This is a genomic window from Labrys miyagiensis (genome assembly GCF_030160835.1).
In the GTDB taxonomy this organism is placed as follows: Bacteria; Pseudomonadota; Alphaproteobacteria; order Rhizobiales; family Labraceae; genus Labrys; species Labrys miyagiensis.
In genome coordinates this window covers 40,800-64,392 of the sequence record NZ_BSPC01000036.1, presented here as the reverse complement: position 1 = coordinate 64,392, position 23,593 = coordinate 40,800, and the positions used below count along the sequence as shown (strand labels likewise).

Sequence of the window (23,593 nt, the reverse complement as noted above, 5' to 3'; positions counted from 1 at the left end):
GTTATTGATCTCTATCTTAACCGCAGGCGCCCTCCCGCGCAGCGGGTTCGTTCATCGACCCCACATCAGTCCTTCAGCCAAGTCGAAAAACATGCCCCGAAAGCGGACGCCCAACGTTCCGCTTCGGGTCAAAAGCAGCCCCCTACACCCTTGCTGCCCCAGCGCTCAGTTCCGCCCAGTCGAATTCCTCCTCCAGCACGTGAAAGGCGTCGTCGCCGATCGCCCCGTCGAAGCGCAGCTCGTTCATCTTGCGGCGGGCTGCGGCGATGGCGCGGCGTCGCAGGGCGTTACCGGGAAGCTCGCCGGTATTGCTGTGGAGCGGGCTCGTCTCCGCTAGGTCAACCACGGCGCTATATTCCTTGCAGAGCAGCTTGGCCTGCATGTCACCCTCGTCGCGGATCTCGGCGATGGCGGCGCGATAGGCTTCGGTGCGCGCCCATTTCACCTCCTGGCCGACAGGATCGCCGTCGCGCAGGTTCATCCAGCGGATTAGCGGCTTCAGCGTCAGGCCCTGGATCACCAGCGTGCCGAATACCACGCAGAAGGCGGTGAACAGGATGAGGTCGCGATACGGGAAAGGCGCGCCGTCGGGGAGATGCTCCGGCAGGGCGAAGGCGGCGGCCAGGGTCACGATGCCGCGCATGCCGGCCCAGGAGATCACCAGGCCCCCGCGCACCGTCGGCCGCGCCATCGGCCGCGGCGGGTGGAAGCCGAAGCGGCGGATCTTCAGCCGCACGGCGGTGTTGTAGGTCATCACCCAGCCAAAGCGCGCGATGATCACGGTGAGCAGGATGGCGGCGGCGGCGATCGAATATTCGTAGCGCAGCGACATGTCGAGCCGCTCCCAGATCGGGCGCAGCTGCATGCCGATCAGCACGAAGGCGAAGGCGTTCAGCACGAACACCACCGTCTCCCACACGGCATAGACGGGAATGCGCAGCTTGGCCGACATGGCGGTGCCGCCGCGCCGGGCCACCGTCATGGCATAGCAGACGATGGTGAGGATGCCGGAGAGCCCGATATATTCGGCGAAGATCCAGACCCCGAAGGTGGTGGCGAACTGGATGATCAGGGAAGTAGGCGCGTCGTCGAACATGGACACGATACGGGGAAACACCCAGGCGAAGCCGACACCGACGACGACGCTGCCGAGTACGCTGAACAGGAAGGTCGGCCCGATGCCGCCGACGGCAAAGCCGCCCGAAACCACGGCCACCACGGCGAGCCGGTAGATCAGCAGCGCGCTGGCATCGTTGAGCAGGCTCTCGCCTTCCAGAATCTTCATCAGCCGGTGTGGCAGCTTGACCTGCCGCACGATGGCCGTGGCGGCCGCCGCATCGGGCGGGGCCACGATGGCGCCGAGCGCGATCGCCACCGCCCAGGGCATATCCTTCACCAGCCAATGTGCGACCAGGGCCACCGCCACGGTGGTGACGCCGACGGCCACCACCACGAGATTGGCGACCGGCACCCAATTGTCGCGCAGGTCCCGGAGCGAGGTGTCATAGGCGGCATCGAGCAGCACGGGCGCCACGAACAGGGTGAGCGCCAGATGGGGGTCGAGCGCCCATTCCGGCGTCTGCGGCACGAAGGCGAGGCAGGCACCGCCGATGGCGAGGAAGGTCGGGTAGGGCGCACCGAGCTTGCGGGCGAAGGTGGCCAGCAAGGCGGCCCCCAGCAGCAGGAGAATGATCCACTCGAATGTTTCCATCACGCCCCCGATGCGACCATTCAGGTTGAATCGGGCAATCCGCGCGGGGCGTCAAGGGGATCCGGGTGCACGGGCGTCTTGCCCGTTCTTGAACCGGTGCGTCCGAGGAAAAGGAAGAACGGGCAGGATGCCCGCGCACCCGGAATTACGGCCGCAGATAGAGCCAGCCCTGCCCCTGCAGCTCGGCGAGCTTGACCACGCCGCCTTTCTCCGCCACGGCGAAGCCGGGCAGCAGGCCGGCGAGGGTGAGCTTCATGCCCTCCATGGTGTGGATGCAGGCATGGAAGGCAACGCCCTCCTTCATGAGCCCGGCCACCTTGTCCCTGACATCGTCATTGCCGCTATCGGTGCGAAAGGCGCGCAGCGGCGGGCCGTGGACGACGACGGCAAGCTGCACCTTGTCCGGGCCGCCCATGCCGTCGATATGGTTGCGCAGATTGCCGAGCACGAAAGTGACCTTGTCGAGATCGGAGAGGTGGTAGACCACGCGCGGCACCGGCGTTTCCGTCGCTTCGGCCTGCGTCACGAGGCCGGCGGCCAGCATGCCGGTGCCGGCGACGAGGACTGATTTTACCGCGCTCCTGCGATCCATCTCACTGCCCCTTGCGCAACTCCGGTTTCTCGTCGTCATCTACCGTCAAGGAAAGACAGTCGCTCAATTGCGTGCGGTCGAGCCGGAAAAGCTTGTCGTCGGAACCGAAGCGCCGGCTTTCGTCATGCTCGTCGTCCGAGGTGTTGCCAGCCTTCCAGATGCGGGCGCCCTCGGGAATGGAGACCAGCACCGATTTCTCGTTCTTGAGGGTGACGTCGATGGAGCCGCCATCGCAATCGACGCCGCAATTGACGACATTGGCCTTGCCGCCCTGGGGCGTGCCGTCGCCGATGGTGCCGCAACTGCCATAGGTCTCGAAGTGGGAGCCGCTTTTGCGGAAGGTGACGCCAAGGCCGAGCTCATAAGTGGGCATGGCCGGATCCTCGCCCTTGCCGGTGACCAGCAGCGTCATGGTGCGCACATTCTGCTGGGGATGGCTGGCGAGATGTGGGGCGTCGTAGACGCGCTTGTAGCAGGCGTGGATGCGGTTCTTGGCGATGGTGCGGCCGAAGATCTGCTTCTGGAAGGCCTGGTTCTGTTCGACGCTGGCGGCGTGGGCGGGCAGGCTTACGCCAACCAAAATGACGGCCAGGGTCGCGACCGACGAAGCGGATCTCATGCTCTCCTCCAGCCCGCATCATGCACATTGGGGCACTCTACAATATCGGCGGGAGTGTGTCTGTGTGGTGGGACACGGCTCCGTCACGATGTTCCGCTGAGAACCTGCCCAAGCTCAGACAAGGGCACAACTTCTGTACCCGCGCTCAATGGAAAGCGCTCCGAGCCGGGATAGACGACGAAACGCTTCTCAGGCTGGATGTCCTCACAGGCTTGGTAGAATCCTTTTTCGGCCTTTGGCGAGAGGCTGCGCTTGATTTCGATCGCCCAAAGCCTCTGGCCCGGCAGCATAAGGACCAGATCGATTTCGGCCCCCGCCGCTGTTCGATAGAAATTGCCTTGTGTGCCTGGGGGAGCAGCAGCAAGCAGGCTCTCGATCACGAAACCTTCCCAACTGGCCCCCACAACCGGATGGCCCAGAATTTCCTCCAACGTGGCCAGCCCAAGCAAGGTATGCGTAATGCCGCTGTCCCGTACGTAGATGCGCGGCGATTTCACGAGACGTTTACTTACATTGGCATGCCAAGGCTCGAGCCGGCGGACAAGAAGAAGATCCACCAGTAAGTCGAGATAGGATGCAATAGTCTTGCCGTCCACACCAAGCGATCGACCGAAATCGGCTGCATTGAGGAGACCGGATTGATAGTGCGCCAGCATGGTCCAAAAGCGACGCAATGTCTCGGCAGGAATGCGGGGGCCCAATTGAGGAATGTCGCGCTCGAGGTAAGTGCGAATAAAGTCCTGACGCCAGCGCTGACTTACACGATCGCTCGAGGCCAGAAAACTGTCGGGAAAGCCGCCTCGCGCCCACAGTCGTGTGAGGTCGCTTTGTGGAACTTCAAAACCGTCGATTGGATGCATCTCAAGATAGGCAATGCGTCCCGCAAGGGTCTCACCAGACTGCTTCAACAGATCGATCGATGCCGAACCCAGCAAGAGAAATCGGCCTGTTCGCCGGCCGGCGCGCCGTCCGCGATCAATCAATCCTCGTAAATTCTGGAAAAGGCCGGGTAGCCGGTGAACTTCATCCAGTATAACCAACTTATTTTCGTATTGGTCGAGATAGAGTTCCGGGTCTGCCAGCTTCGCCCGATCGGCATCAGATTCCAGATCGAGGTAGATAGACGGCCGCACATCGGCGATCGAAAGCGCGAGCGTCGTCTTGCCTATCTGGCGCGGTCCAGTGAGGACAACGGCCGGATATGTATCCAGCAGCTCATTGAGCTCAGTCGTTATTCGGCGTTCAATCATCCTTGCATTTACGGAGTGGCGCTCCAGATTTGCAAGGATGATTTTGTCCGAAATGCTGATGCGATCCCGATTCCCCTACCCGTTGATCGGGAAACGCACCACGCGGTTCGCCTCATCCGAGCCCGTACCCGGATCATCCGGCACCGGGTGGGACGGCACCACCGGCATGGGCGGGGGCGGGCGGCGGCCGGGCGGCGGCTTCAGGGGCTCGGGCTTGAGCACCTCGACCTTGGCGGGCTCGATCGGCACCGGCTCGGCTGCGGCCGCCTTGGGCGTCTCCAGCGCCACCGGGGTGGGTGCAGGTGCGGGCGCCTCGACGAGCTTGGGCTGTTCCGGCTCGTCGATATCGGCCAGCACATCGTCCGAATAGGACATCACGGGCGCGCCGAGGCGCTCCACCGGCGTCTTCCATTCGAAGGCGTCGATACGGCCCGTGACGGGCGACACCGGCAGCCAGACATCGGAAACCACGCCATCGGCGGTCCAGACCGGATCGCGCGGCGCGCGCAGGGCGCGCGAGAGCCATTCGCGCACCTTGCCAGTGGCACCGTTCTCGGCCTCCTCGATCTCCGCCATCAGCAGGCAGACACGCTCGGTGGCGCCGGAGGCGAGCAGCGGCGACAGCGAGGAGCGCGCCACCGTGAAGTCGCGGGCCGAGAGGGCCGCGCGTGCGAGCGCGATCGATGCCTCTGGATTGCCGGCCATCAGCGCCGCCAGATGCTGGACGCGGGCATAGCGGTCGCGCGCCGAATCCCCGAGGCGGACATTCATATAGGCCTCGGCAAGATCGGGATGCGGCTGTACACGCCAGGCGGTTTCGAGCACGCGCGCCGCCTTGCGGATATCGTTGCTTTCCGAGAGCAGCTTGGCGGCGAGCACCGCCGCCGGCACCAGGCCGGGAGCGAGCTTGAGGGCCTCCAGCGCACTCGCCTTGGCAGCGGCGCGGTCACGCTCCGCCTGGTCGATGGCGCGGGCGGTGAGCAGCACGGCGCGGTGGCGCCTCGCCGTCTCCTTGTCGATCAGGCGATGGTCGGCATTGCGGCCGAGGGTGGCGAGCGCCCCGGCCCAATCCTTCTCGACCGACTGGAATTCGAGCAGCGCCGTGCCGGCCCAGGGCAGGCTCGGCGAGGTCTTCACCGCCTCGGCGGCGAGGAGGCGCGCGGCATGGGCATCGCCCCGGCGCCGCGCCTCGACGAAAAGGCCGCGCAGGCCGAGTGGCTTGGTCTCGGCCTCGTTCAGCATGGCGCGGAAGGCCGTCTCGGCGCCCGCGCGGTCTCCCGAAAGCTGGGAAGCCTGCGCACGCAGCAGCAAAGCGAGCGGCTCGCGGCCGAGGATGCGCTCGGCGTCATTGGCCTGTTTCTGCGCCCGGCGCACATCGCCCGAACCCACAGCGATCATGCCCTGGGTAACGGCGTTGAAACCCCTGGAGCGGCGGCGGGTGCGGAAATAGCCGGTGACATTGGCGGGCGAGCGCAAGAGCCAGCGCGCCAGCCCGATGATCATCATCAGGAGGGCGACGATGACGATCAGCGCCACCACGGCCCAGACCAGCTTCACGCTGTGCTGGGCATGGTTGAAGGTGAGCGAGACGGACTCCGGCCGGTCGGCCAGGACATAGAGGCCGTAGGCCACCAGGGCGAAAATGACGACGGTGACAACAACGCGGATCATCGAGGCCTCACTGGCCGGTGAATTTTTGCAGGGCAGCGCTGGTCTGCGCCTTGATCAGGTCGAAGGCCGAGGCGGCGCCGGAGGCCTGGGACAGCCAGGCGGCGCCCGCCTGCTGGGCGGCCTCGGGCATCGCCTTGAAGGCGGCGATGGCGCCGGGCAGGTCGCCCTTGTGCAGGGCATCGGCGACCTTCTGGGCCGGCCAACCCGGATCGCCGGCAGGCACGTCGCCCTCCGGCGTGGTGGTGACGATGCCACTGAGGCTCGAGGTGAGGCGGTCGAGCATGCTGGCATCCGGCGGCGGATCGGCGGGCTTGGGCGTCAGCGCCGCCACGATCTGCGGCTTCACCGCCTCATAGCTGCCGGCGAGCGCCTCCACCGAGGGGGTGCCGGTCTGGGCGAGGCTGGCCAGCGGCGCCAGCGCCTCGGCATTGCCGCCCAGCGCCTTGGCAGTATTGAGCTCGGCCGCGAAAGGCTTGCCGCTGCGGACGGCTTCGCCGAGCTGCGACAGCGCGACGGCATAGGCGGCCGCCTTGTCCGGGGTGTTGGCGACGGCCGTCTTGAGATCGGCGATCTGCTGGGAAAGGCTGCCGGTGGCGGTGCCGACCTGGCGCATGGCATCGTTCAGGGTTGCGACATCCGTCTCCGCCTTGCCGAGGCGGTCCGTCAGGGCGGCGATCTCGGCATCGCTCTTGCCCAGCCGGTCGGTGATGCTGGAAAGGTCGGGTACGGTGGCGGGAGGGGCGGCAGGAGCCTCATTGGCCGTGCTGCCGGCGCTGCTGGCTGCGCTCGCCGCCTTCTGCGCGTCGCCGGCGAGGTTCAGGGCATTGTTGGCGGCGTCCTGCGCCGTCTTGGCCGCGACCTCGACGGTCGCGACCTTGCCGAGAGCCTGGTCGATGGCCGCCTTGTTGGAGGCGATGTCCTGTTCGGCCGCGGTAAGACGGGGAACCAGGACCTCGGCCCCGACGCCGGTCCGGCCAAGCGGGATCAGGTCATAGGCTACGGCGGCGAGCACGAGGCCGCCGCCGATGATGCCGCCCACCACGGCGGCAAGCACCACCGGCAGGCTGGAGCGGGGCGGTGGCGGCGGATCATACGCCTCGAGTTGGGGCGAAGGGATCTCGGACGAGGATCGATCGGCGGCAGGCGGCTCCGGAGGCGGCGGCGCGGCGGCGGTTTCCTGCGGCTTGACCGTCTCTCCTTCCCCGCTCTGGGCGACGGGGGCGCTCGCGTCGAGCGGAGCGATCCCGGGTTCCGCCGGCTCCGCTGGAGTCTCCGTAGAGGAAGACTTTGATTCGTGCGCAACTTCCGTCGCGTTCAAATCCAGCGTTGCGGGGCCTAGGCCGGCGCTTTTCTGCCTTTGCAGCCTGCCTTCCGTGTCGTCTTCTCGTACCATATAGACCTCTTGGCAAACCTCAAGGAGACCCGATCCGGCCTTGCCTATAGCACGAAAAATCCCGAGCGCATCCCGTTCAAATCAGCGCAAGCAAGGCATCTTCCTCCGGCCGCGCCGCAAAGGCAACCCTTGCCGCACCGGCCCTGCGAAGCACCTCCGCCACCTTGCGCGACAGGCATAGATGCCGCACGTCGAGCCGCGCCATTCCCGCCTCCCCGCCAGCGCAGGCGATGAAGGCGTCGGCGGTGCGGGCCGAATAATGCAGCACCGCGTCAACAGCGCCGGCAGCGAAGGCAGACGCGGTCTCCGGCCGGAACTGCACGGCCTGATGCGCCTCATAAACCACTGATAGCGTGACATCATGATCAAATGCGGCAAGATCTGTGGCAAGATCGCCGCTGCGGTCCGCTCCGGCGAGATAGAGCGCGCGCCTGGGTTCCCGCCAACGCTCGCGGACATGCGCGACGAGGCTCGTGACATCGCGCCCGAGCGTCTCGACCTCGGCAAAGCCCATCGCCCGCGCCGCCGCGCCGGTGCGCCTGCCGACAGCGACGAGCGGCGTGGCGGCAAGGGCCTCGAACTCCCGGCGCTGTCTGAGGGCCGCGAGCGCATTGCCGCTGGTGACGATCAGCACATCGAAAGGCCCCGCCGGCAGGGGATCGGCCCGGAAGACGATCTCGAGCATGGGATCGATCAGCGCCCGGTGGCCGCGCTGTTCCAAGGCGAGCACGGTCTGCCGCGCCTCCTCGATCGGCCTTGTGACGAGAACGCGTGCCATGGGGTTCCCTGGTGGGCCGACCTCCAGGTCCATAGGCGCTAAGATATGCCGAGGGCGCGACCTGGATCCTTCCCCGACTGCGGGGAAGGTGTCAGTGCGAAGCACTGACGGAAGGGGGAGAGCGGCGCGACAGCTGCTTATTTCTGCCTTGTCGCGCCACTCTCCCCCACCCGTCCCGGCTTCGCCGGTCCACCCTCCCCGCAGTCGGGGAGGGATTCCCGCGCCCTTTTGGCTTATTTTAGCGCCTATGGACCTCCAAATCGGCACTTTCCTTAAAGTATAGCGTTTCCGTGCCGATCTGGAGATCGGCATACCATCTACCCCGCGAAGAAGTCCGGCCCGCCCGCGGAGCGCAGCTCCTCGCCGGCCGAGCGCCCGAGCGCCTCCGCCTCGGCGAGGCCGCCGCTGCGGGTGGCCTCGTGCATGGCGCTGCCGTCAGGCTTGAGGATCTGGCCGCGGAAGCTGATCCGCTCGCCCGCCACTTTGGCGTGCCCAGCAATGGGCGTACGGCAGGAGCCATCGAGCACGCGGAGGAAGGCGCGCTCCAGCGTGAGGGCAAGATGCGTCTCGCGATGGTCGATGCCGGCGACGAGGCGGCCGGTCTCGCCGTCGTCGGCCCGCGTCTCCAGGCCGATGGCGCCCTGCCCGATGGCGGGCAGGAAATCCTCCTCGCTCAGGATGGCGGTGGCATGATCGAGGAGGCCGAGCCGCTTCAGCCCGGCCACGGCGAGCAACGTGGCATCGGCCTCGCCCTCGGCGATCTTGCGCAGGCGCGTCTCGACATTGCCGCGGAACAGGATGGTGTTCAGATCGGGCCTGAGATGCTTCACCTGGGCCTGGCGCCGCAAGGCCGCGGTACCGATGACGGCGCCCAACGGCAAGGCGGCGATGGAGGCAGCCTTCGGCGAGATCAGGGCATCGCGCACGTCCTCCCGTTCCAGGAAGGCGCTGAGCACCAGCCCGTCCGGCAGGAGGGTCGACATGTCCTTGGCCGAATGCACGCCGATATCGATCTCGCCATCGGCGAGCGCGCGCTCGATCTCCCTGGTAAACAGGCCCTTGCCGCCGACCTCGGAGAGCGGGCGGTCGCGGATTATGTCGCCCGAGGTCTTGATCACGCGGATCTCGATGCGCTCGGGCGCGATGTCGTGCGCCCGCGCCAGCAGGGCCTGGGTCTCCCGCGCCTGCGCCAGCGCAAGCGGACTGCCTCTCGTCCCGAGGCGCAACAGAATGGACACGATGCGGCTGCTTTCCGAATGGTTTGAGGCTGCTTAGCGCCGGAGGATAGGTCGAGTCAAAGGGCGTCCGAGGGCTCAAAGCTGCTTTCGATACACGATGAAGCCCGAAAGATCGGCCACCTTGTCGTAAAGCTGGCGGGCCACACTGTTGCTCTCCTGCGTTTGCCAATAGACGCGCGGCGCCCCCATGGCCCTGGCCCGGCGGTAGACTTCCTCGATCAGCGCCCGGCCGACACCGAGCCCGCGCGCGGCCTCGGCGGTGAACAGGTCCTGCAGATAGCAGTTCGGGCCGATGGCCACCGTGGTGCGATGGAAGAGATAATGGCTGAGGCCGATCAGCCTCCCCTCGCGCTCGGCAACCAGGGCATGAACCGGCTCGTAGCCGTCGAAGAAACGCTGCCATGTGCAGGCCGTGATTTCCGGAGCAAGCGCGTCAGGCCCCACCCGGCCATAGAAGACATTGTAGCCCTCCCACAGGCGCAGCCATTGATCATGGTCGGCGCGCTCGACGGGGCGGATGAAAAAGTCTTCGGGCATCGCCGTCATCTCCGGAGCAAGGGCGCATTGACGCAACAGGAGCGCTTCCTATCATGACCGCGCTCTTGCAAGCCTGGGATTCTTCAGGGAGGGATACGAATGGCCTATTCAGGCGCCTGTCACTGTGGCGAAGTCACTTTCAGCGTGGATGCCGATCTGCCGAAGCAGGCGATGAGCTGCAATTGTTCCTTCTGCCGGCGGAAGGGCTCGCTGCTGACCTTCGTGCCCGCCACGCAGTTCGAGCTGACAAGCGGGCAAGAGGCGCTGAAATCCTACTTCTTCAACAAGCACAGAATCGAGCATCGCTTCTGCACAACCTGCGGCACCCAGGCCTTCTCCGCCGCTACGGCACCCGATGGCACCGATATGCGCGCGATCAATCTGCGCTGCGTGCCGGAAGCCAATCTCGAGGCGCTGGAGATCAAGATGTTTGACGGGGCCAGCGTGTAGGCTCGCCAGGCCCGCCGCTCGCGGAGCCTGCGTAGGCTGAAAAGGCGCATCGAAGGGCTCGGGGAATGGGAACGAGGCTCCTTTCATGGCGCAGGGCTTGGGGATCGGAGACCTCGATCGCCATCCGGGCGTCCTCGATCGCAATCGAGGCCCTGAACGCCTTGCGCTGTTGCGACCGTGTCCCTGCGGTGGCACCCTTCCGTAAGGACAATCCTGCTGCAAGAGGCCTCACCATGCTCCACCACATCTCCCTCGGCGTCTCGGATATCGAGCATGCTGCCGTCTTCTATGACGGGGTGCTCGCGCCGCTCGGCTATGTGCGTGTCTGGGAAGACCTCCGGCCGGGCGAAGCGGGCCAGGCGGTCGGCTACGGTCAGGCCGGCGGCGGCGACAAGCTGGCGCTCAAGCATCGGCCGGAGGGGCAGCGCCCGCCAGGCCCCGGCTTCCATCTTGCCTTTGCCGCACCGGACGAGGAAGCGGTGCAGCGCTTTCACCAGGCCGCCCTGGCACTAGGCGGCACAGACAATGGCGCCCCCGGCCTCAGGGCGCATTATGGCCCGCATTACTACGCCGCGTTCGTGATCGATCCGGATGGGCATCACCTCGAGGCCGTCTTCAAACCCGCCTAGAAACATTCTCCGGAAAGTTGAGGCGGGGAATGCCAGTCACAGTGTAGTGGCCCCGGCCATGCGGACGCGGCGCGCCCCTCACAGCACTGCCAAATCCCCATAGCTCTGCACCGGCCCGTCGCCCAGAAGCCCGGCGAGGGTGGTCAGGCTCTGGCGGAGCGTGTCGAAGGGGGGTGCGCCGAGGCTGAGGCGGATGCCGCCTGCTGCCGCATTGGTATCGACCATCGGCGCGCGGGGTGGCATGACGCGGATGCCCTTGGCCATGGCGGCGCCGGCGAAAGAGTCGGCGCGGGCTGTCGGCATGGGCAGCCAGAGGTGGTAGCCCGGAGCATCGGCGCGATGATCGAGGCGCAGGAGGGTGCGGGCGAGATGCATGCGCCTTGCCGCATCGGTGCGGATCGAGGCGGCGACGGAGTGGGCGGTGCCATCCGTCAGCCATTGCTCCATGATCAGGCAGGCGAGCGGCGAGGCCATGGTGCAGGTGGCGCGCAGGGCCGTGAGGGCGCGGTCGAGGAAGGCGGGCGGTACCACCAGCGAGCCGATGCGCAGGCCCGGGCTCAGCGTCTTCGAGAGGCCGCTGACATGCAGCGTGCGCTCCGGCGCCAGCATGGCGAGCGGCAGCAGTTCGGGCCCAACCAGGATGGCATGGATGTCGTCCTCGACGATGATGACGTCATGCGCACGGCAGAGGCGCACGATCTCCTCGCGCCGCGCAGCCCCCATGGTTGCGGCGGTGGGATTGTGCAGCGACGGCGTCACGTAAAGGAGCCGCGTGCCCTCGGCGCAGGCGGGCGAACGCAGGGCTTTCTCCAGCGCGTCGGGCCGCATCCCCTGCCCATCAAGATCGAGCCCGATGAGGCGATCGCCGCGCTGGCGCGCCAGCATGATGGCGCCGGGATAGGTCAGGGCCTCGGTCAGCACCACACCACCGGCCGGCGCGGCGGCGGCAAAGGCGACCGCGATGGCATGCTGGGCGCCGTGGCAGATCAGCAGCCGTTCGGGCGCCGCCTCCAGCCTCTGGGCGGCCAGCCAGCGGGCGAGCAGAGCGCGATGGTCGTCGCGCCCGGCGGGCGGCAGATAGGAGCCGAACGTGCCGGCGTCGAGCCGCCGTGCCAGCGAGGTCAGGGTCGCAGCCAGCAGGCGGTCGCTCAACGCCTGGGGCGGCAGGTTGACGCTGAGGTCGATCACCTCCGCCGGGCGCGGCGCCAGCCCCGCCACGAACATGCCGCGACCGCGCTCGCTCTGCACCAGGCCGCGGCGCTCCAGCACCGCATAGGCCTTGGTGACCGTGCCGATCCCGATGCCGAGCCGGTAGGCAAGCTCGCGATGGGGCGGCAGGCGGGCGCCATGCGCCAGGTTTTCGGCGGCGATATCGTCGGCCAGGGCGGCGACCAGCCGTTCATAGGGCAGGCCTGCGCCTTCGGCGAGGCGGGGCTTCCAGGGTGAGGCGAGACGCATGCAAAATTCCAAAGTGTCATGTGACGCTATAACGATGGCGATGATAGTGTCACATCGGTAAAGTCGCGGCAAGCAACGAACCGCCGGTACAGCGCATGACCACCGAACTCCTGCTCGCCTTCACGGCCTATGCCTTCGTGACCTCGATCACCCCAGGACCCAACAATACGATGCTGCTGGTCTCTGGCGCCAATTTCGGTTTTGGACCGACCATTCCGCATCTGCTCGGCGTCGCCCTCGGCTTCTCTGCCATGGTGCTCGCCGTGGGGCTGGGCGTCGGCAGCATCTTCGTGCTGTTCCCGCCGCTGCACGCGGTCCTGCGCTATGGCGGGGCGCTCTATCTGCTCTACCTCGCCTGGAAGATCGCCACCTCCGGCGGCCTCGGCGGCGGGGATGCTGCCGCCCGGCCGATGCGATTCCTGCAGGCGGTGGCCTTTCAGTGGATCAACCCCAAGGCCTGGATCATGGCGATCGGCGCGGTGGCGACCTATACGCCGCAGAACGGCTATTTCCTCAACATCGCCATCGTCTCGCTGATCTACCTGATCATCAACGCGCCCTGCATCGCGGCCTGGGCCGGCTTCGGCACGGTGCTGCGCGGGCTGTTGCGCCAGCCGCTCTATCTGCGCCTTTTCAATGTCGGGATGGCGCTGCTCCTGGTGGCTTCGCTCTATCCCTTGCTGATGCATGCGTGAAGGGTGCCAATGCCGACCTTGCCGAAGAATGCACGGGAATCCCTCCCCGACTTCGGGGAGGGTGGACCGGCGCAGCCGGGACGGGTGGGGTAGAGTGGCGCGACAGGAGGGGAAATGCCAGATGTCGCGTCGCTCTCCCCCTTCCGTCAGTGCTGCGCACTGCCACCTTCCCCGCAGTCGGGGAAGGATCAAGGGCGCCCTTCAAACTCAAGGAAGCGCCCACGCATGAATCATCATCTCCAAATCCTCGGAAATCTCCCATGAAACGACGCTTCATCCAGTGTGATGTCTTCACCTCCGTCTCCACCCGTGGCAATGGCCTTGCCGTCGTGCTCGACAGTGACGGCCTCTCGGACGAGGCGATGCAGGCCTTCGCCACCTGGACGAACCTGGCCGAGACCACCTTCCTGCTGCCGCCTGATGATACCGACGCGGACTACAAGGTGCGCATTTTCACGCCGGCCTATGAGATGCCCTTCGCCGGCCATCCAACCCTCGGCAGTTGCGCCGCTTGGCTCCGCGCCGGTGGCAAGCCGGCGACGGCTGGGATCGTGCGGCAGCAATGCGGGGTCGGTATCGTCGAGATCGATGTCGGCGGCGCGGTGCCGGCCTTCACGGCCCCGCCTACCACCATCGAGCCGATGCCGGCCGAGACGCTGGAGACCATCGCTGCGGCGCTGGCGGTCGATCCCGGCCGCATTCTCCGCACGGCGATGCTGAACAACGGCTCGCCCCGCCCCGTGCTGGAGCTCGCGAGTGCCGAGGACGTGCTGGCCCTTGATTCCGCCAAAGTGCGCTGGCCGGCCTTCCAGCCGATCGGGGTGATTGGTGCCCATCCCCCCGGCGGAGAATGCGACTACGAAGTTCGCCTGCTCGCGCCCTCCAGCGGCATGAGCGAGGATCCCATCACCGGCTCGCTCAACGCCGCCCTTGCCCATTGGCTGCAGGGCCAGGGCCGGCTGAGCGCGCCGATCGTGCTGGCGCAGGGCACCAAAATCGGCCGGGTCGGGCGCGTCTATGTCAGCGCCGTCGGGAACAAGGTGCTGGTGGGCGGCAACACGCAGATTCTGATCGAGGGAACGCTGGAGTTGTAGGCCGCAACCTTGCTATGGTCGCGCGGGAATGGAGTGGCGGTCTCTGACCGCCATCTTGAACCGCTACGGTCGCAGGCCAGGAAGATGGCGGTCGGAGACCGCCACTCCGTGTTTGGTGCGCCTCCGCCGAAGCGAACGCCTGCGCCTCCCCCTCTGCTTCGGCTCTCCATGAACGAAGAACAAGTCCACCACGCCTTCCTGGTCAGCGTCTTCCTGAAAGGCGCCCACGCCCTGATCGAATGCATCGGCGGCCTCGCCCTTGCCCTGATCAGCACGGAAACGATTGCTCGCCTGGTCAGGGCGCTGACCCAGGACGAACTGTCCGAGAACCCGCATGACTTCCTCGCCAGCCATCTCCAGGCCTGGGCGCAGGGCTTTTCGCTGCAGAGCAAGCACTTCTACGCCTTCTATCTGCTCAGCCATGGCCTGGTGAAGGTGTTCCTGGTCATCGGCCTGCTCCGCGGCAAGGCCTGGTCCTACCCGGCCTCGCTGGTGGTGCTCGGCCTGTTCATCCTCTACCAGCTCTACCGCTATTCCTACACGGGCAGCATCGGCCTGCTCGTCCTCACGGCCTTCGACGTGGTGGTGATGGCGATGATCTGGTGGGAATATCGCCTGGTGCGGCATAAGCTTGCCTGAGGACGGTCACTGCCGCGCCGTAAACCCCCGGCAGACGGCGGCGAGCTTGTTGCCGTCGAGGTCACGCACATAGGCGACGTAGAAGTCGGGGCTGTAATGCAGGCGCAGGCCCGGTGCGCCGTCGCTGATGCCGCCATGGGCGAGGGCGGCAGCGTGGAAATCGTCCACGGCCTGCCAGGAAGGCGCCTGAAAGGCTACCATGCTGCCATTGCCCACGCTCGCCTTGCGCTGGTCGAAGGGCAGGCCGATCCAGAAGGCGAGTTCCCGGCGGCCATCATCCTCATAGAGGCCCCAGCCCGCTGAGACTTTGTCCCATTCCGGATCGTTGGTGACGCAGCGCGCCATGCCGAGCGGTGTCAGCGCGGCGGTGTAGAACGCGATGGCGCGCGCAAGGTCGTTGGTGCCGTAATCGACGTAGCTCAGCATGGTTCCCCCAAAATGCCCGGTCTCAACCCGCCTCTTGATAATCTGGTCTAGCCGGCGGCGTCCTCTACCGTAGCGGAAATCCCTGCGCTGGTGGAACCCGGCATGCCATCGACGCGGCGCGAGGCAAGGGTTCGATCAGACCCGCCGTCTCTCCGCCATCAGAAACACCGCCAGGACGCAGCACAGCAGGCCAAGGCACGTTGGCAGTCCCTGATAGCCGATCAGTTGCATCGCCAACCCTGTCGCGGGCGAACCCACGATGCCGCCGACGCCCCATACGAGCGCGAAGGCCGCGTTACCGGCGATCAAGGCTTGGCCGGTGAAACGCTCGCCGAGCTGGATCAGCGACAGGGTGTAAAGCCCGAACGACACCCCGCCCCAGACGAAAACCAGCGGCCAGATCAGCCACACGTTGAAGATCGACGGCAGCAGCAGGCAGCCGGCCAGCGAAGCCACGGCACAGAACAGCAGGATCCGCCTCGAGCCGACCTGTTCGGCCATGCGCCCGAGCAAGATCTGCAGCCCGGCATTGCCCGCGATGAAGCAGGTGATGAGCGAAGCGATGCGCTCCTCGTCGCTGCCGAGCGCTGTGCCATAGACCGCGAACAGGGAAAGCAGGATCTGCTCGAGGGCGGCTGCGGTGAAAACCGCGAACAAAAGGAGCGGCGCCCGTGCGAAGAAGCCGCTGACCGATGTCGCCTGGCCTTCATGCGGCATCTTCGGCAGCCGCGGCACGACCGCGAGCACGATCAGGCCGCAGAGAAGGAAGGCAGCGATGCCGATCATGAAGGGCGGCCAGCCCTGCGTGCCGACCAGGCCGAGCGACAGCGGGCCGATGGCGAAGCCTGCCGAAACGATCGATGAATAGAGGCCGAGGATGCGGCCCCGGCGTGGCGCGGGCGTGATCGTGATCAGCCAGGTTTCGCTGACCACGTAAAGCGGATTGGCGAAGAAGCCGAGGAGGAAGCGCAGCGGCATCCAGACCCTGATGTCCTGCGTTCCGGCAATCGCGATCAAAGTGAGAGCGGCCAGGATCGAACACAGGATCGCAAGCCGCGCCCCGCCCACGCGCCGCGCCAGCGCCGGAATGAGGGGTGCGGAGACAATGAAGCCCAGCGGCGTCATCGCCGCCGACAGGCCGATCAGGCCTGACGTCGTCCCCTGCCGCTCCAGGATGAAACTGAGCAGCGGATAGGTCAGCCCCTGTGCCACCGCGAACACCGTGACGGTCGCGATGATGCCCGCCATCGCGGCCCCGGGGATCCGATCCTCTCGCGGAGATGCCATGCTTTCGGCAATCATGCGGCCCTCACCCTATGGCTGCCAGAACGGCTTGGCGATCTCTGCCTCGGCCTGCCATCTCTTCAGGCCGATATCCTCGATCATGTGGGGATTGGCCTTCCACATCTCCTCAAGTCCCCTGCGAAAGCGGATGCGCTCGCGCCAGATCGCGATAAGGCTTGGCAGGGTCGCCAGGCTGTAATGCCGACGCGGCAGGTCCGCCGGCCGGGCTGCCGGATGCGGCGCCGACATAAGTGTGGGACAATCGTTCATGGCAACCTCCATGGGATCCGAGGGTCCGGAGGCCCTTGACCGGAAAGAGGCTGAATTCTGCAGGATACGAACGGCGTCGTAATTAAGCCCTCCCAAATAGTTCTCAAAACTTCCAAACGGGCTATAGATGCGCCCCATGCAGGGATCGCGCTTTGCCTTTGGTCCGTTCGTGCTTGATTCCGATGCGGGAACGCTCCTTCGGAACGATGTCCCCGTTGCCATCGGCTATCGCGGGCTGAAGCTGCTTGCGGCGCTGGTCGGACGGCCCGGCGAAATCCTGGGCAAGGCCGCTTTGATGGACGCGGCGTGGCCTGATACGGCCGTCGAGGAAGGCAACCTCACCGTCCAGATCGCGCAGTTGCGCAAGCTCCTTGGTCCGGCCGCCGACAGCGGTGAATGGATCGCCACGGTTCCACGCGTCGGCTACCGCTTCACGGGGGCCATCGAACCGCTCGACGGCGCCAAGCGAAAACCTTTGCCGCTGCCCGGCAAACCATCGATAGCCGTGCTGCCCTTCGTGAATGTCAGCAACGATGCCGAGCAGGAAGCCTTCGCGGATGGGTTGACCGAAGACCTGATCACCGACCTGTCCCGGATCTCCGGCCTGTTCGTCATCGCCCGCAACTCGGCCTTTGCCTACAAGGGCAAGGCGATGGACGTGCACCGGATCGCCCAGGACCTTGGCGTGCGCTATCTGCTGGAGGGCAGCGCCAGACGCGTTGCGGGGCGCGTGCGCATCAACGCCCAATTGGTCGACGCGATGAGTGGCGATCATCTGTGGGCGGAACGTTTCGATCGCAGCCTGGACGATATCTTTGCCGTTCAGGACGAGGTGACCGGCAAGATCGTGGAGGCGCTGCTCGGCCGGCTGCGCGCGCCGCCACCGCGCAATCGGCCCAAGAACCTCGAGGCGTACGATCTCTGCATGCGGGCGCGCAAGCTGCTCGACGATTCACCGCTGACCGCGCGGGAAGCGCATCTGATGCTCACGCGCGCGGTTTCGCTCGATCCTGATTACGCCGAGCCCTATCGCTGGCTTGCCATGAACCACTGGATGGGATGGGTGCATTGGGGCGGGCCCACTGAAGCGACCCGTAGCGTCGCCTTGGAACTGGCGCACAAAGCCGTGGCGATCGATCCCGACGATGCCGGCTGCCGCTGGGTCCTGGCTTACCTGCTTGCCTATGAGCGCCGCTTCGCCGAGGCGGATGTGGAATTCGCCAAGGCGATCGAGCTCGACCCGAACGAGGCCGACACCTGGGCGGCCTTGTCCGACATCACGGTCCTGGCCGGGCGGGTCGAGGAGGGCCTGGAGCACATTCGCAAGGCGTTCCGGCTGAACCCGTTTCCGGCAAGCTGGTACTATCTGGCGCTCGGCCAGGCGCTATATGCCGCCGGCGACTACGAAGCCGCGGTCGAGACACTGCGCAGGGACGAGACCTATCGTACCAGCTCACGCCGTTTCCTGGCGGCAAGCCTCGCCCAACTGGGCCGGCTCGACGAGGCGCGCGCCGAGGTCGAACTGTTCCTCGTCGGCAACCCGCATTTCACGACACGCCACTGGGCCACGACGGAGCCCTTCCGCGACGCCGCGACGCTTGCGCATTTCGTTGATGGCTACCGCAAGGCCGGTCTTCCGGAGTGACGCGGCGGCGTCTTCTCCCCCACGGCGCTAACTTTGCTGGCAGAGGTGCGCCAAACACGGAGTGGCGATCTCTGATCGCCATCTTCCCTTCCTACAAAACGCCCTGTTTCCAAGAATGGCGATCGGAGATCGCCACTCCAATCCGCACCAGGCTCCGCAAAGTGAGCGCCTTATAGGCGACGGCCGCCATTGCTGACAGCAGGTGTCAGCAACCTTCCCTTATGGTCGTGTAGAATACGACGGGGAGACGATCGGATGTGGACAAAGGGTTTTGAAACGCGCTCGGTGCGGATGGAGCGGCTGTGGCTGCTCACGGTCCAGGCGCCCGTCGAGGACCTCGAGCGGCTGATGGCGACGGTGACGGCCATCACGCCTCTCGCCATGGGCAAGTATGACGCCAATGCCTATCAATCCGCTGGCGGCATCGAGTGGTATCGCCCGCTCGAGGGCGCTGCCGCCGGCCCGGAGCAGGCGGTCCGCAAGCGCCCGGGCGTGGTGGAACTTGCCTTCGAGCTGCCGGACGACCAGGCGTTGATCGACGCGGTGGTCGAAGCCCTGTTCCAGGCCCACAGCTACCAGGAGCCGGTGATCCGGCTGCAGCCCATCCTCGCCAGCCGCTCGAAGGGCCTCGACGACAGCGCCAATCCGCATCGCTGGTGGAACAGCACGGGCGACTGGAAAAGGGCGCAGGCCGCCAGTCCCGCGGCGCCCGAATGAACCCCGCGCAATACCGCCTCGGCCTCCTGCTGGTGACGGGCTCCGCCATCGCCTGGAGCATGGCCGGCTTCTTCACCCGTCTGATCCCGCTCGACACCTGGACCCTGCTGGCCTGGCGCGGCATTTTCGGCGGCATCGGCATCGGGGCGGTGATCGTGGGGCTGGAAGGCCGCAAGGCCTGGCGCGGCTTTGCCTCGATGGGCTGGCCGGCCTGGATCTTCGCCCTGGTCTCGGCACTCGGCATGGTGCTGTTCATCACCTCGCTCCGCCACACCACGGTGGCCCATGTCGCGGTGATCTACGCCACCATTCCCATCGTGGCCGCGGCCGTCGCCTGGTTCACCCTGCGCGAGCGGCCGACGGGCAGCGCCATCCTCGCCAGCCTGGCGGCGCTGGCGGGCGTCTGCGTGATGGTGGGCCTGAGCCGCGAAGGCGGTCTGTTCGGCGATCTCCTCGCCTTCGCGATGACATCGACCATGGCGGTGATGATGGTGATCGCCCGCAAATATCAGGGCATTCCGGTGACGCAGGCGGCGTGCCTCTCCGCCCTCCTGAGCGCACTGGTGTGCTGGCCGCTGGGCAATCCCCTTGCCGTCTCGGCGCATGAGCTTTGGCTGCTGGCCCTGTTCGGCCTGGTGAACTCGGCCCTCGGCCTGACCCTCTTCACGCTCGGAGCCCGCTATCTGCCGCCGATCGAGACAGCCCTGATCGGCTCGCTCGACGCCCCGCTGGCGCCCCTCTGGGTCTGGCTGATGTTCGGCGAGACGCCTGGCGCCGGCACCCTCATCGGCGGCCTGATCGTCTTCGTGGCGGTGGCCGCCCACATCCTGCTGAGCGCCACCCGGCGGAGCGTCCCGGGGACGGCCGGCCCCTGAGTACGGGGTGCGGCCCAAGCTGTCGTCCCTGTCGCCACCGCTTGTCACCAGGCGCCAATCGCTGCGTTGCAAAGAACACGCAGGCGGCTCACATTAAGGGCGTTGGGCCGGGGGCCGCATGAATATCGGAAAGCCAGGTGAAACCAGCTCACGCCACCACGCCGGAAGAACTCGTGATCATTCGGCGCGCCTACGCCAAGCAGGTGAAGGCGGTGGCCGGAGCCGACAATCCGGCGGTCGAGCGGGCCTTCGCCACGGTGCCGCGCGAGGATTTCCTCGGGCCGGGCCCCTGGCAGATTCCGCGGGACTGGGGCAACTATGCCCCGACACCGAGCGCCGATCCCGTCTATCTCTACACCAACGATCTCGTCGGCATCGTCCCCGAGCGCCGGATCAACAACGGCCAGCCCTCGCTGCATTTCTATCTCCTCGCCCGGGCCGCACCGGTGGCGGGTGAGCACATCGTGCATGTCGGCGCGGGCGTCGGCTACTACACCGCGATCATGGCCGATATCACCGGCCCGGACGGCAAGGTGACGGGCATCGAATATGATCCCGACCTGGCGGCGCGGGCCCGCGCCAACCTGGCGCCCTATCCGCAGGCCAGTGTGATCGAAGGCGACGGCAGCAGCGTCCCCTTCGAGGATGCCGATATCATCTATGTCAACGCCGGCGCCACCCGCCCTGCCGAGGCCTGGCTCGACCGGCTAAAACCCGGCGGCCGCCTCGTCCTGCCGCTGACCACCGATCTGAATTTCTCGGAGGACGGCTGGAGCAACATGCACCAGCGCGGCGCGGTGTTCCTGATCACGCGGCGGGAGGGGCATTACGACGCCGAATGGATCTCGCCGGTGGCGATCTTCCCCTGTGTCGGCACGCGCGACGACGCCTCGGAAAAGCCGCTGGCTGAGGCCCTCGGAAGAGGCAATGTTAAGCGCGTGCGCAAGCTTTATCGCAGCAATACCATCCCTCGGGAGCGCTGCTGGCTGAAGGCTCCCGGCTGGTGCCTCGCTTATGACTAGCCCCTGCGCCGCGACGCCGGATGAGGGTCCCGCATCCGTCGCCTTGCTCGAAAGCCTCGAGCGACAGTTGCTCGACCCCGCCCTGCGGGCGGATGCGGCGGGGCTCGCCGCCCTGCTGCATGATGGTTTCGTCGAATTCGGCCGTTCCGGAGCCGTCTACGACAAGGCCGGGGTGATCGCCGCGCTGGCAGCCGAAACAAGCGAGCCGCCCGGCGCTCGCCTTGCCCAGGATTTCCAGATCAAGCCGCTGTCGGAAGCTGTCGCCCTCGTCACCTATGTCACCATCCGCCGGATCGAAGGCGCCGCTGATCTCCGCAGCCGCCGCAGCTCGATCTGGACGCTGGCCAACGGCCGCTGGCAGATGATCTTCCATCAGGGTACGCCGATCCCACCGGAAGTCGGAGTGGGATAGAAAGCTCAGCCCGTCGGAGTTGTCGAGACCGCGCTTCGCCGTGCCGTCGAGGAGAGCCGTAATCCAGGGTTGGCAACAAGGACAGGTGGGGAGTGGTAGGCGCTGCGGCGACCGGCCTAATGCTTGACCGCCTCCGGCCCTTCCGAGGCGAGCCAGATACCGAGAGCGGTGTGCAGCGCCTCCGCCGCCTCGGACGAGATCGGAACCTTCAGCACGGTGTTGCCGTCGAAATGAAATTCGGCGAGGACAAAGCCGCCGCAGGGTGGAGAGGCCAGGCGCAGAAGGCTGGTCAGGACCGGAGCCTCGATAGCACCACCGTCGCCCGTCAGGTCGTCGATATTGTCAACCATGTCGGTCTCAATTCCTCTGAGAACGCATCGGGATTGCCGGCCATCGCCACCATGACGCAGAGCGGCAGCCCTGCTCCGGGCCTCGCGGATGCGGGGCTTTTCCGTTTGGCGACCTGGCACCCTCAACCGAGATCACCCTTCGTTGGACAGTTCACGCTTCCATGAACTGCTGTATTCGGTGTTTGCTTCGAAAGTCTAAACTAAATGGCCTCGCCTTAGTTTTCCAATAATGAAAGCGACCACGCATGCTGCTCTTCCATGTACCATCCAACATTTTTTGTGATATAGCAAATATGCAACATCCAGAAGTAAATCGGAACACCGACTGGCGATCTTTTATGATCCACGGCCGCATTGTCTTCTGAAGCTGTTCTTTCCAAAGCGGTTTTGGGAGGAGTTTCTGTTCCCATTCCCCACCAAATCCGGCTCTCCGACCCATGTGCCGTTGATGCCGGCCCGTCTTTGCGGCCGGCTCGCACGCCCTGGCGATACTCTTCAGCACCGGGTCACGCAGCGAATACGCTGCCAGGTGCAAATAGAGCTTGAACCGCGCAGCCTTCTTGCCGATTGTTCGCTGCCCCCCGTCTCGGAGCCTTTCCATGCACGGCCAATCCTCCCTCTCTGCTGCTTCGCAGAGCCGCGCGCGGCGCCTCGATGCCGTCATCGACAAGGCCATCGCCGAGGAGCGCATCGTGGGGGCCATGGCCCTGGTGGCCGAACACGGCGAGATCGTCTACCGCCGCACTGCCGGCCATGCCGACCGGGAGGCCGGCAAGCCCGTGGCCGAGGATACCGTCTTCCGCCTGGCCTCGGTGACCAAGCCGATGGTGGCCGCCGCGGCGCTTTCCCTCGTGGACAGCGGCACGCTGGCGCTGGAGGATGCGGTGACGCGCTTCCTGCCGGATTTCCGCCCCCGACTCGCCGACGGCAGCGAGTCCGTGATCACCATCCGCCATCTCCTTACCCACACCTCCGGCCTGATCTATGGTTATGACCGCGCGGCCGGCATCTCCGAAGGCATGGACATGCCGGGCCGCGGCATGGCGGAGAACCTGGCGCGCATCGCCGCCCAGCCCCTCGCCTTCCCACCAGGCAGCGCCTGGCGCTACTCGGTGGCGATCGACGTGCTCGGCGGCCTGATGGAAAAGGCAGCGGACAAGAGCCTGCCCGAAATCGTGGCCGAGCGCGTCACCGGGCCGCTGGGCCTCGCCGACACCGAATTCGTGGCGACCAAGCCGGAGCGCCTCGCCGCCGCCTATGCCGACGGCACGCCGCGCCCGACCCGCATGGCCGACATCCAGCCCGTGCAAGGCAAGGATGGCATACTCTATTTCTGCCCGCCCCGCGCCTTCGATCCCACCTCCTTTCCTTCGGGCGGTGGTGGCATGGTGGGCACGGCACGCGACTTCCTCACTTTCATCGAAGCCGTGCGCCGGGGTGGCGCCCCGATCCTGTCGCCGGCCAGTGTGCGTCTTCTCAGCGAGAATGCCATCGGCAGCTTCGATACCGGCGTTCCCGGGCGCGGCTTCAGCCTGGGCTGGTCGATCTCCCGCGATCCCACCGCCGCCGGGCTGCCCTATACGCCCGGCACCTGGCAGTGGGGCGGCGTCTATGGTCATTCCTGGTTCGTCGATCCCGTCAGGAAGCTTTCCGTGGTGTCCTTCACCAACACGGCCGTGGCCGGGGTGAACGGCGCCTACCCCGACGCCGTCCGGGACGCCGTCTATGCGTAACTCCCCCGCGGCAGGCCGCTGGCACCGAGGGAACGTCGCACAGCCGCCTGCGTTGGTGGTAGGCCGGCGTTTCAGCCTCCACCCATCCCAACCGTGCCATCAGGA

The 23,593-nt window shown here is 66.2% G+C and carries 25 protein-coding genes; 11 read left to right on the top strand and 14 right to left on the bottom strand.

Annotation, left to right across the window (positions count from 1 at the left end; all coding sequences use genetic code 11):
- Nucleotides 1-142 precede the first annotated feature (142 nt).
- The 9 genes from QQL24_RS19620 to QQL24_RS19580 all read right to left on the bottom strand — a co-directional run bounded on the left by QQL24_RS19620 (nucleotide 143) and on the right by QQL24_RS19580 (nucleotide 9,789).
- Entirely contained in the window at nucleotides 143-1,711 is a 1,569-nt protein-coding gene (locus QQL24_RS19620) for a Na+/H+ antiporter (RefSeq protein ID WP_284313989.1), read from the bottom strand.
- Nucleotides 1,712-1,856: 145 nt separating this feature from the next.
- Complete coding sequence (locus QQL24_RS19615; protein WP_284313988.1) at nucleotides 1,857-2,303, bottom strand: DsrE family protein; 447 nt, start codon at nucleotides 2,301-2,303, stop codon at nucleotides 1,857-1,859.
- Between the two features lies 1 nt (nucleotide 2,304).
- Nucleotides 2,305-2,922 (bottom strand): hypothetical protein, encoded by a 618-nt coding sequence (locus QQL24_RS19610; protein WP_284313987.1) that lies wholly within the window; start codon nucleotides 2,920-2,922, stop codon nucleotides 2,305-2,307.
- Between the two features lie 83 nt (nucleotides 2,923-3,005).
- Nucleotides 3,006-4,172: an ATP-binding protein gene (locus QQL24_RS19605; RefSeq protein WP_284313986.1), complete on the bottom strand. Its 1,167-nt coding sequence runs from the start codon at nucleotides 4,170-4,172 to the stop codon at nucleotides 3,006-3,008.
- Nucleotides 4,173-4,247: 75 nt separating this feature from the next.
- Nucleotides 4,248-5,843 (bottom strand): heme biosynthesis protein HemY, encoded by a 1,596-nt coding sequence (locus QQL24_RS19600; protein ID WP_284313985.1) that lies wholly within the window; start codon nucleotides 5,841-5,843, stop codon nucleotides 4,248-4,250.
- Nucleotides 5,844-5,850: 7 nt separating this feature from the next.
- A complete protein-coding gene (locus QQL24_RS19595; RefSeq protein ID WP_284313984.1) occupies nucleotides 5,851-7,236 on the bottom strand; it encodes a COG4223 family protein in 1,386 nt (461 codons plus the stop codon).
- A gap of 76 nt (nucleotides 7,237-7,312) precedes the next feature.
- A complete protein-coding gene (locus QQL24_RS19590) occupies nucleotides 7,313-8,014 on the bottom strand; it encodes a uroporphyrinogen-III synthase (protein WP_284313983.1) in 702 nt (233 codons plus the stop codon).
- A 317-nt stretch (nucleotides 8,015-8,331) separates the two neighbouring features.
- Nucleotides 8,332-9,255 (bottom strand): hydroxymethylbilane synthase, encoded by a 924-nt coding sequence (gene hemC / locus QQL24_RS19585; protein WP_284313994.1) that lies wholly within the window; start codon nucleotides 9,253-9,255, stop codon nucleotides 8,332-8,334.
- A gap of 72 nt (nucleotides 9,256-9,327) precedes the next feature.
- On the bottom strand, nucleotides 9,328-9,789 hold the full coding sequence (locus tag QQL24_RS19580; protein ID WP_284313982.1) for a GNAT family N-acetyltransferase: 462 nt from the start codon (nucleotides 9,787-9,789) through the stop codon (nucleotides 9,328-9,330).
- A 99-nt stretch (nucleotides 9,790-9,888) separates the two neighbouring features.
- Between QQL24_RS19580 and QQL24_RS19575 the strand changes: the two genes are divergently transcribed.
- Both QQL24_RS19575 and QQL24_RS19570 read left to right on the top strand, forming a co-directional pair.
- Entirely contained in the window at nucleotides 9,889-10,239 is a 351-nt protein-coding gene (locus QQL24_RS19575) for a GFA family protein (protein ID WP_284313981.1), read from the top strand.
- A gap of 233 nt (nucleotides 10,240-10,472) precedes the next feature.
- Nucleotides 10,473-10,868, top strand: a complete 396-nt coding sequence (locus QQL24_RS19570) for a VOC family protein (RefSeq protein ID WP_284313993.1) — start codon at nucleotides 10,473-10,475, stop codon at nucleotides 10,866-10,868.
- 78 nt (nucleotides 10,869-10,946) lie between these two features.
- Here QQL24_RS19570 and QQL24_RS19565 read toward each other — a convergent pair whose 3' ends face one another.
- Nucleotides 10,947-12,326, bottom strand: coding sequence for an aminotransferase-like domain-containing protein (locus tag QQL24_RS19565; protein WP_284313980.1), 1,380 nt, complete (start codon nucleotides 12,324-12,326; stop codon nucleotides 10,947-10,949).
- A 95-nt stretch (nucleotides 12,327-12,421) separates the two neighbouring features.
- On the opposite strand from QQL24_RS19565, the gene QQL24_RS19560 reads away from it, so the two are divergent.
- The 3 genes from QQL24_RS19560 to QQL24_RS19550 all read left to right on the top strand — a co-directional run bounded on the left by QQL24_RS19560 (nucleotide 12,422) and on the right by QQL24_RS19550 (nucleotide 14,754).
- Entirely contained in the window at nucleotides 12,422-13,021 is a 600-nt protein-coding gene (locus tag QQL24_RS19560) for a LysE family translocator (RefSeq protein ID WP_284313979.1), read from the top strand.
- A 260-nt stretch (nucleotides 13,022-13,281) separates the two neighbouring features.
- Nucleotides 13,282-14,115: a PhzF family phenazine biosynthesis protein gene (locus QQL24_RS19555; protein WP_284313978.1), complete on the top strand. Its 834-nt coding sequence runs from the start codon at nucleotides 13,282-13,284 to the stop codon at nucleotides 14,113-14,115.
- A 168-nt stretch (nucleotides 14,116-14,283) separates the two neighbouring features.
- Complete coding sequence (locus QQL24_RS19550) at nucleotides 14,284-14,754, top strand: DUF2127 domain-containing protein (RefSeq protein ID WP_284313977.1); 471 nt, start codon at nucleotides 14,284-14,286, stop codon at nucleotides 14,752-14,754.
- Between the two features lie 6 nt (nucleotides 14,755-14,760).
- On the opposite strand, the gene QQL24_RS19545 is transcribed toward QQL24_RS19550, so the two are convergent.
- The 3 genes from QQL24_RS19545 to QQL24_RS19535 form a co-directional block, all read right to left on the bottom strand.
- Nucleotides 14,761-15,180: a VOC family protein gene (locus QQL24_RS19545; RefSeq protein ID WP_284313976.1), complete on the bottom strand. Its 420-nt coding sequence runs from the start codon at nucleotides 15,178-15,180 to the stop codon at nucleotides 14,761-14,763.
- A gap of 135 nt (nucleotides 15,181-15,315) precedes the next feature.
- Nucleotides 15,316-16,482 carry an MFS transporter gene (locus tag QQL24_RS19540; RefSeq protein WP_284313975.1) on the bottom strand — a complete coding sequence of 389 codons (1,167 nt, stop codon included), beginning with the start codon at nucleotides 16,480-16,482 and terminating at the stop codon, nucleotides 15,316-15,318.
- 12 nt (nucleotides 16,483-16,494) lie between these two features.
- Nucleotides 16,495-16,734: a DUF1127 domain-containing protein gene (locus tag QQL24_RS19535; RefSeq protein WP_284313974.1), complete on the bottom strand. Its 240-nt coding sequence runs from the start codon at nucleotides 16,732-16,734 to the stop codon at nucleotides 16,495-16,497.
- 136 nt (nucleotides 16,735-16,870) lie between these two features.
- On the opposite strand from QQL24_RS19535, the gene QQL24_RS19530 reads away from it, so the two are divergent.
- The 5 genes from QQL24_RS19530 (at nucleotide 16,871) to QQL24_RS19510 (ending at nucleotide 21,405) form a co-directional block, all read left to right on the top strand.
- Complete coding sequence (locus QQL24_RS19530; RefSeq protein WP_284313973.1) at nucleotides 16,871-18,379, top strand: winged helix-turn-helix domain-containing tetratricopeptide repeat protein; 1,509 nt, start codon at nucleotides 16,871-16,873, stop codon at nucleotides 18,377-18,379.
- A gap of 255 nt (nucleotides 18,380-18,634) precedes the next feature.
- Nucleotides 18,635-19,096, top strand: a complete 462-nt coding sequence (locus tag QQL24_RS19525) for a YqfO family protein (RefSeq protein WP_284313972.1) — start codon at nucleotides 18,635-18,637, stop codon at nucleotides 19,094-19,096.
- A complete protein-coding gene (locus QQL24_RS19520; protein ID WP_284313971.1) occupies nucleotides 19,093-19,971 on the top strand; it encodes a DMT family transporter in 879 nt (292 codons plus the stop codon). Before QQL24_RS19525 ends, QQL24_RS19520 begins: the two co-directional genes overlap by 4 nt.
- 137 nt (nucleotides 19,972-20,108) lie before the next feature.
- Entirely contained in the window at nucleotides 20,109-20,993 is an 885-nt protein-coding gene (locus QQL24_RS19515; protein WP_284313970.1) for a protein-L-isoaspartate O-methyltransferase family protein, read from the top strand.
- Nucleotides 20,986-21,405 carry a nuclear transport factor 2 family protein gene (locus tag QQL24_RS19510; protein WP_284313969.1) on the top strand — a complete coding sequence of 140 codons (420 nt, stop codon included), beginning with the start codon at nucleotides 20,986-20,988 and terminating at the stop codon, nucleotides 21,403-21,405. The genes QQL24_RS19515 and QQL24_RS19510 overlap by 8 nt, the downstream gene beginning before the upstream one ends.
- A gap of 116 nt (nucleotides 21,406-21,521) precedes the next feature.
- Here the strand turns inward: QQL24_RS19510 and QQL24_RS19505 are convergent, their stop codons facing one another.
- Entirely contained in the window at nucleotides 21,522-21,755 is a 234-nt protein-coding gene (locus QQL24_RS19505; protein WP_284313968.1) for a hypothetical protein, read from the bottom strand.
- 599 nt (nucleotides 21,756-22,354) lie between these two features.
- On the opposite strand from QQL24_RS19505, the gene QQL24_RS19500 reads away from it, so the two are divergent.
- The gene (locus QQL24_RS19500; protein WP_284313967.1) at nucleotides 22,355-23,488 is read left to right on the top strand and encodes a serine hydrolase domain-containing protein; all 1,134 of its coding nucleotides are present in this window, start codon (nucleotides 22,355-22,357) and stop codon (nucleotides 23,486-23,488) included.
- The last annotated feature ends 105 nt before the right edge of the window (nucleotides 23,489-23,593 follow it).